The sequence below is a fragment of the Paracoccus sp. DMF genome (assembly GCF_004407025.1).
In the GTDB taxonomy this organism is placed as follows: domain Bacteria; phylum Pseudomonadota; class Alphaproteobacteria; order Rhodobacterales; family Rhodobacteraceae; genus Paracoccus; species Paracoccus aminovorans_B.
In genome coordinates this window covers 65,087-72,426 of sequence record NZ_SOKV02000015.1, presented here as the reverse complement: position 1 = coordinate 72,426, position 7,340 = coordinate 65,087, and the positions used below count along the sequence as shown (strand labels likewise).

At 71.0% G+C, this 7,340-nt stretch carries 7 protein-coding genes; 1 reads left to right on the top strand and 6 read right to left on the bottom strand.

All coding sequences use genetic code 11. The features are described 5' to 3' along the window. Positions 1-253: 253 nt before the first annotated feature. Positions 254-1,192: a DUF533 domain-containing protein gene (locus E3D03_RS10555; protein ID WP_062562041.1), complete on the top strand. Its 939-nt coding sequence runs from the start codon at positions 254-256 to the stop codon at positions 1,190-1,192. 36 nt (positions 1,193-1,228) lie between these two features. On the opposite strand, the gene E3D03_RS10550 is transcribed toward E3D03_RS10555, so the two are convergent. From E3D03_RS10550 to ssuD, 6 genes are read right to left on the bottom strand one after another with little or no spacing between them, the layout of a single operon-like run. Then, on the bottom strand, positions 1,229-2,008 hold the full coding sequence (locus E3D03_RS10550) for an ABC transporter ATP-binding protein (protein ID WP_216635381.1): 780 nt from the start codon (positions 2,006-2,008) through the stop codon (positions 1,229-1,231). Further along, entirely contained in the window at positions 1,995-2,813 is an 819-nt protein-coding gene (locus E3D03_RS10545; protein ID WP_263566928.1) for an ABC transporter permease subunit, read from the bottom strand. Before E3D03_RS10545 ends, E3D03_RS10550 begins: the two co-directional genes overlap by 14 nt. Before the next feature lies 1 nt (position 2,814). Beyond that, positions 2,815-3,798 (bottom strand): aliphatic sulfonate ABC transporter substrate-binding protein, encoded by a 984-nt coding sequence (locus E3D03_RS10540; protein WP_263566927.1) that lies wholly within the window; start codon positions 3,796-3,798, stop codon positions 2,815-2,817. A gap of 10 nt (positions 3,799-3,808) precedes the next feature. Further along, the gene (locus E3D03_RS10535; RefSeq protein WP_263566926.1) at positions 3,809-4,393 is read right to left on the bottom strand and encodes an NAD(P)H-dependent oxidoreductase; all 585 of its coding nucleotides are present in this window, start codon (positions 4,391-4,393) and stop codon (positions 3,809-3,811) included. A 29-nt stretch (positions 4,394-4,422) separates the two neighbouring features. Then, positions 4,423-5,871: an FAD/NAD(P)-binding protein gene (locus E3D03_RS10530; protein ID WP_263566925.1), complete on the bottom strand. Its 1,449-nt coding sequence runs from the start codon at positions 5,869-5,871 to the stop codon at positions 4,423-4,425. A 4-nt stretch (positions 5,872-5,875) separates the two neighbouring features. Next, positions 5,876-7,039 (bottom strand): FMNH2-dependent alkanesulfonate monooxygenase, encoded by a 1,164-nt coding sequence (gene ssuD / locus E3D03_RS10525; RefSeq protein WP_411969815.1) that lies wholly within the window; start codon positions 7,037-7,039, stop codon positions 5,876-5,878. Positions 7,040-7,340 lie beyond the last annotated feature (301 nt).

Sequence of the window (7,340 nt, the reverse complement as noted above, 5' to 3'; positions counted from 1 at the left end):
CGGTTTCGTCCGTTCAAACTTTGCCTTTGCCATCATGGCCTCCTATCGGGGGGCCACCCGCGCGACAGCCCCGTCGTGAAACATCCGCCGCGACTTATAATCGTGCCGGGGAAAAATCAAGGGCAGCCGGGCCTTTCGGGGCGCCCATCCTGCCGGCGTGGCCGGGCGGAACCGAAACCGGGCGGCCGCGTTGCAGTTGCGGACAGAAGGGTGCCCGGTCACGGGGCCCCCGCCACGCTTCCGGAGGATCACGATGAGCCTGATGAAATCCCTCGCCCGCGTCGCGGCCGGCGTCATGCTGGCCAAGGGCATCGGCACCATGATGAAGAACGCCCAGAGCCGGTCGCAGCAAGGCGGCCGGCAAGGGTCGGGCGGGCTGCTCGACGATCTGCTGGGCAGCAATACCGGGCAGGGCGGCAGCCGCGGGGCGGGCTCGGGCGGCCTGGGCGACATGCTGGGCCAGGTGCTGGGCGGGCGCGGCGGCGCCGGCTCGGGCAGCGCCTATGGCGGGCCGAATTCGCCGCGGCAAGCCGGCACCTCGGGCGGCCTTGGCGGCATCCTCGACCAGCTGACCGGCGGCCGGGGCGGTTCCGGCAGCAGCTCGCGCAGCAGCTCCGGCGGAGGCCTGGGCGGCGTTCTGGGCGGTGCGGCGGCCGGTGGCCTCGGCGGCATCCTGGGCGACCTCCTGGGTCAGCGCGGCGCGGCGCAGGCGGGCACGCCCGCCAGCACCGGGCTGGCGCAGAAGGATTCGCAGCCCCAGAACGATTCCAGCTTCGGCGATCTCTTCAACGAGGCGCTGGCGACCGGGGACGAGCCCGCGACCGCGCCGACGCCGGAACAGAACGCCCTGGCCGGGCTGATGCTGAAGGCGATGATCCAGGCCGCGAAATCCGACGGCGAGATCGACGAGGCCGAGAAGGCCAAGCTGATGGACCAGTTCGGCGAGCTGGACGAGGAGGAGCGCGCCTTCATCCGCGAGCAGATGGCCGCGCCGGTCGATGCCGCGGCGCTGGCGCGCGAGGTGCCCGAGGGCGCCGGGCCGCAGGTCTATCTGATGTCGCTGATGGCGATCGAATTCGACAACCGCAAGGAGGCCGAATACCTGCACCAGCTGGCAGAGGGCCTGGGCCTCGACAAGCAGACCGTGAACGGCATCCACGAAAAGGTCGGGGTGATCAACCTCTACGCCTGAGCAGGAACGGGCCGCGCCCTGCAGCGCGGCCCGCAATCACGCGGCAAAGATCGCCTCCAGGATCTCGGCCTCGACGGCGGCCAGTTCCGCGCTGCCGCGCTTGGCGGGGCCGACGCGCAGGATGCGGGTCTCGCTGAGAATGCCGCCCTGCCCCAGCACGATCACCCGGTCGGACAGCGCCACCGCCTCGGCCACGTCATGGGTCACCAGGATCGCGGTGAAGCCCGCGCGGTCGTGCATGTCGCGGATCAGGTTCTGCATGGTCAGCCGGGTCAGCGCATCGAGCGCCCCCAGGGGCTCGTCGAGCAGCAGAAGGCCCGGATGGCTGACCAGCGCCCGCGCCAGCGCCACGCGCTGACGCTGGCCACCCGACAGCTGCGCCGGCCAGAACCCGGCCTTGTCGGCCAGCTGCACCGAATCCAGCGCCTCGGCCACCGCGCGGTCGTCGCGCCCGTGCCGCAGCCCCAGGGCGACGTTCTCGGCCACCGAGGCCCAGGGCAGCAGGCGCGGCTCCTGGAACATGATCCGCGCCCGCTCGCCGCCGGTTTCGGCCGGCAGCCCGTCCACGGCGACGCTGCCCGCGGTGGGCTGGTCCAGCCCGGCGACCAGCCGCAGCAGCGTGGACTTGCCGCAGCCGCTTTTGCCGACGATGGACAGGAACTCGCCCGGCCGCACCGTCAGGTCCAGGTTCGCCAGCACGCGCTGGCCGTCGAAGCTGCGGCCCAGGCCGCGCAGCTGCACCTCGGCGCCGGCCGCCTGGTCGCGCAGCATGGGCGGGATCGGGACGTCGCGGGGCAGGATGCTAGCGGCTTGCATAGGCGGGGCTCCATTTCAGGGCGCGGCGCTCCAGCGCGCGGGTCAGCGTGTCGGCGAGCTTGCCGAGCGCCGCATACAGCAGGATCGACAGCACCACGACGTCCAGCACCATGAATTCGCGCGCCTGCATCGCCATGTAGCCCAGGCCCGACGAGGCCGAGAGCGTTTCCGCCACGATCAGCGTCAGCCACATGATGCCGAGGCCATAGCGCAGCCCGACGAAGATCGAGGGCAGCGCGCCGGGCAGCACCACGCGGCGGAACAAGGTGCGGCCGTTCATGCCATAGGCGCGGCCCATCTCGATCAGCTGCGGATCGACGTTGCGGATGCCGTGCAGCGTGTTCAGGTAGATCGGGAAGAATACCCCGAGCGCCACCAGGAACAGCTTGGCGCCTTCGCCGATGCCGAACCACAGGATCACCAGCGGGATCAGCGCCAGGTGCGGGATGTTGCGGATCATCTGCAGCGTGGTGTCGGTCAGCGTCTCGGACAGGCGCGAGACGCCGTTGGCGACCCCCAGCGCAAAGCCGATGCCACCACCGATCACCAGCCCCGCCAGCGCCCGCGCCGCCGAGACACCGAGGTGGGTGAAAAGCTCGCCCGAGGCGGTCATGCGCGCCGCCGTGGCCAGGATGGTCGAGGGGCGCGGCAGCACCGTGTCGGCGACCAGCCCGGTGGCGCCGGCGATCTCCCACAGCGCAAGAATCGCCGCCGGCACCGCATAGGGCAGCAGCGCCGCAGAGGAGGGCAGGCCCGGCCGCCAGCCGGCCAAGCGCTGCACGTTCAGGGTTTCGGCCAGGCTCATGTCACGCCCCCTGTCCCGCGGTCGGCGTCCAGACCACCGAGGCGATGTCCAGCTGCCGAGGGATGATGCCCAGCTTCAGGAACTCGTCGGCCAGGGCCTGTTCATAGGCGACATGCTTCGGCTCGATGAAGCCGACCAGTCCGAGGTCGCTGCCCTTGCGGGTCAGAAAGCGCTGGATGACCGGGGCCGGCAGGCCGGTTTCCTTCGAGAAGGTGGCGATGGTCGCCGGCAGATCGGCCTGGCCCTTCTGGCCCACCGCCTGCACGGTCTTGACCAGCCGGCCGATCAGCTCGGGGTTTTCGCGGGCGTAATCGGCATTGGCGGAATAGAAGTTGTAGTCCGGTTCCAGCCCCTCGGTCGTGATCAGTACGCGGGTGTTCGGGCGCGCCTCGGCCGAGGCGAAATAGGGATCCCAGATCGTCCAGGCCCCGATGACCCCGGCGTCGAAGGCGGCGATGGCATCGGGCGGCGCCAGGTCCTGCGGCTTGATGTCGTCCAGCGTCAGCCCGGCGGCGCGCAGCAGCTTGATGGTGGCGTAATGCGCCGAGCTGCCGCGCTTGAAGGCCACGGTCTGGCCTTTCAGATCCTCGACCTTTTGGATCGGCGAATCCTTGGGCACCAGGATGGCGTGCCCCTCGCGCGAGCCCTCGCCGGCGCCGACGAAGACCAGGTTGCCGCGCGCGGCATGGGCAAAGATCGGCGGCACATTGCCGGTATAACCGAAGTCCAGCGCATTGGCCGACAAGGCCTCGAGCAGCGGCGGGCCCGAGGTGAACTCGGACCAGCTGACGCTGATGCCCTGGTCGGCCAGCGCCTGCTCGAAGGCGCCCGAGCCCTTGACCAGGCCCAGGAGCCCGCCCTTTTGCCAGCCGACGCGCAGGGTCTTGGCCGGGGCGGCGCGCAGCACGCCCGGGGCGGCCAGGGGCGCCAGCGCCGCGGCCAGGCCCAGTCCGATGGCGCCGCGGCGCGAGATGGTGATGGTCATGGTGATCCTCTCAGAATGCTTGCAGCAGCGGGGCGGCTTCGGCCGCCGGCTCGGGCAGGGAATAGGGAGCCAGGAAAGGCGCGAACTGGTTCACCGCCCGGCTGAGCCGCGCATGGGCGGCATCGTCGGCCAGCTTGCCGCCGACGAATTCGCGATCCGCCACATAGACGCCGGTGGCCAGCGGCTGCGCCTCGAAGAAGCCGAAAAGCGGGCGCAGCTGGTGCTCGATTACCAGCGCGTGGCGGTCGCCGCCGCCGGTCGCGGCCAGCAGGACCGGCTTGCCGGCCAGCATGTCGGGGTCGAGCAGGTCGAAGACATGCTTGAACAGCCCCGCATAGCTGCCCTTGTGGACCGGGCTCGCGATGACCAGCGCGTCGGCGCGGATCAGATCGGTCACATGGGCCAGCGCCTCGGGCTCCAGATCGCCCAGCCGGCGGGCATGGCCCAGCGACGGGCCCAGGTCGGCCAGGTCGAAGACATGGCCGATGGCACCGAAGCGGTCGGCGGCCAGGTCGACGGCGGCCTGCACCAGGGCGCGGCTGCGCGAGGGCGCGGAAAAGCTGCCGGCAAAGCCGGCGATGGTCAGGGTGGACATGAGGATCTCCTGTCGGTTGGTCCCTGGGATCAGGACGGATGGACAGCCGGGACCGGTTGGCCGGGGCTGCGCAGGATGGGGGCCAGCAGCGCGTGCCGGGCGATGCGGCGGGCGACCTCGCGGGCATGGGCGGCGCATTCCGGGACGCCGATAAGTTCGCCGACATGGCCGCGCGCCAGCGGGCCTGCGACCAGCACCTGTTCGGCGGGGCGGCCTTGGGCCGACAGCGCCACGCAGGTATCGGTCACGGCCAGGCCCAGCCCCAGCGGGCAGGGCGCGATCAGCCCCAGCCGCTCGAGCGCGCCAAGCGCCGGGTTGGCGCCGATACATCGGTCCTGCGCCGGACCGGTGGTGACGATGACCCGGTCGAAGCTCTGGCTCAGCGCCGAGCTGCCGCCGCGCGGACGCCAGTCGATGCGCAGCTCGCCCGCGGCGACTTCTTCGGCGGCCAGAAGATGCCCAGCCAGATAGCGCAGCCGGCCCGAGGCGGCCAGGCGCTCGACCACCGCCTCGGTCTGCGGCGGCAGGCGATAGCGGTGCACGTCCCACCAGGTCCGCAGGTGGCGCAGCAGCCGGCGGCGGCCGTCGTCGCCCAGGGCCTGCCAGATCGCCGGCCCCTGCTCGCGCAGCCGATCGACGGTCGCGTGCCAGCCCTGCCCGCGCGCCTGGTCGTCGACGATGGCGTGGCGCACCCGGCGCAGCAGCTCGGATGCGCTGCGGATCGGCGGATCGGCGAAATCGGCATCGCTGTCCTGGCCGACCGGCCCGTGCCCGCGCGAGCGCAGCCCGTGCCGCGACAGGCAGGCGATCGGGCCGCGATGGCCCTGGCGTTCCAGCGTCGTCACCACATCGGCGGCGCTGAGCGCGGCGCCCAGGATCAGCACCCGCGCCTCAGCCGGAACTTGCGCCAGCCGCGCGGCGTCGTTCGGATCGGCGATCAGCCCCGGCGCATTGGCGATGGCCGACAGCACGCGTGGCAGGGCCGGCGCCGGGTGGCCGGTGGCCAGCACCAGCAGGTCGGCGTGGATACGGCTATCGTCCGACAGCATCAGCAGCAGGGAATCCTCGCCGTCGCGCTGGATGTCGCTGACCCGGGCCCGGACATGGCGCAGCGCGCCCGAGCGCAGATGCGGCGCCAGCCGCTCGGCCATGTAGCGGCCGAAAAGCGCGCGCTGCGGGAAGACGTCGCCGTTCCCCGTCCGAGCCCGGGCATCCAGCGCGTCGGGATTCTCGGCCAGCCATTCGGCGAAATCCGTCCGGTTCTCGGGGTCGAGCGACATGCGATGCGCCGGCACGTTGATGCGATGCGCGGGGTCGGTGGCGGAATAGGCCAGCCCTCGCCCCAGCTCGGCGCGCGGCTCGACCACGGTCAGGCGCAGCGGCAGGCGCATCCGCGCCAGTTGCCAGGCCAGCGCGGCGCCGGTGAAGCCGCCGCCGACGATGACCACGCGCAGGGCCGGGGAATGGGGCGCGTTCATCGCCTCAACCTCCGGCAAGGGCCAGTTGCGGCCGCTGCGCCGCCGGGCGATGGTCGTTGCCCACCGTCTCGCCGAAGGGCCCGAGATGCGCCGAGACCTGCGGCTGCGGCAGCGGATGGTCCAGGGGCAGGAGCGGCAGCACCCGCTCGCCGAAGCTGTAGGCCTCTTCCAGGTGCGGATAGCCCGACAGGATGAAGGTATCGATGCCGATGCGGCGGTATTCGTCGATGCGCTCGGCCACGGTCTCGGCATCGCCGACCAGCGCCGTGCCGGCCCCGCCGCGCACCAGCCCCACCCCGGCCCAGAGGTTCGGGCTGATTTCCAGCTTGTCGCGCCGCCCGCCGTGCAGCGCCGCCATGCGCGCCTGGCCGACCGAATCCATGCGGGCGAAATTCGCCTGGGCGGTGGCGATGGTGGCGTCATCGAGCTTGCTGATCAGCTGCTCGGCGGCCTGCCAGGCCTCGGCATTGGTATCGCGCACGATGACATGCAGGCGGATGCCGAAGCTGACCTCGCGGCCCTCGGCCTCGGCCAGGCGGCGCACGCTTTCGATCTTGGCGCGGACCTGCGCCGGAGGCTCGCCCCAGGTCAGGTATTTGTCGATCTGCCGCGCGGCGACCGCATTGGCGGCATCCGACGAGCCGCCGAAGAACAGCGGCGGGCCGTTTTCCTGCAGCGGATGGAACAGCAGCTTGCCGTCCTCGATCTGCAGGTGCCTGCCCTGGTGGTTCACCGTCTCGCCGGCCAGGAGGGCCTTGTAGACGTTCAGGAATTCCTCGGTCACCTCATAGCGTTCGGCATGGCTCAGGTGGATGCCGTCGCCGGCGTTCTCGGCCGGGTCGCCGCCGCTCACGACATTGATCAGCAGCCGGCCGTTCGACAGCCGGTCCAGCGTCGCCGTCATCCGCGCCGCCAGCGTCGGCGATTGCAGCCCCGGTCGCACCGCCACCAGGAAGCGCAGCTTTTCGGTCTGCGAGGCCAGCGCGGCGGCGGTGACCCAGCTGTCCTCGCAGCTGCGCCCGGTGGGCAGCAGCACGCCGTAATAGCCAAGTGCATCAGCGGCCTGCGCGATCTGGCGCAGATAGGGCAGGTTCACCGCGCGGCCGCCCTCGGCCGTGCCCAGGTAGCGGCTGTCGCCATGCGTGGGCAGAAACCACAGAACCCGGATCTTGTCGGGCGTTTCGATGCTCATGTGCCGGTCCTTTCGCAAATCGGGGCCGCGCCGACGGGGCGGCGGCCTGTTTTCGAGAATCAGAATACACATAAAAACGATTGAGTATATAGTGATTAAATGCCTCCGCCGAGATTAGGGCGGGTTTCCGCGCCGCGCTGCCCAATCCGAAACCATTTTCCACCCAGCGCGGGCAGCGGCGGACCGATGGCCCGCAAGGATGGCGGCATGGCGGGTTCCTGTTCCGCCGCCCCGCCAGCATGCCACCAGAGCCGCGTAAAATCACGTCTTGATTTGT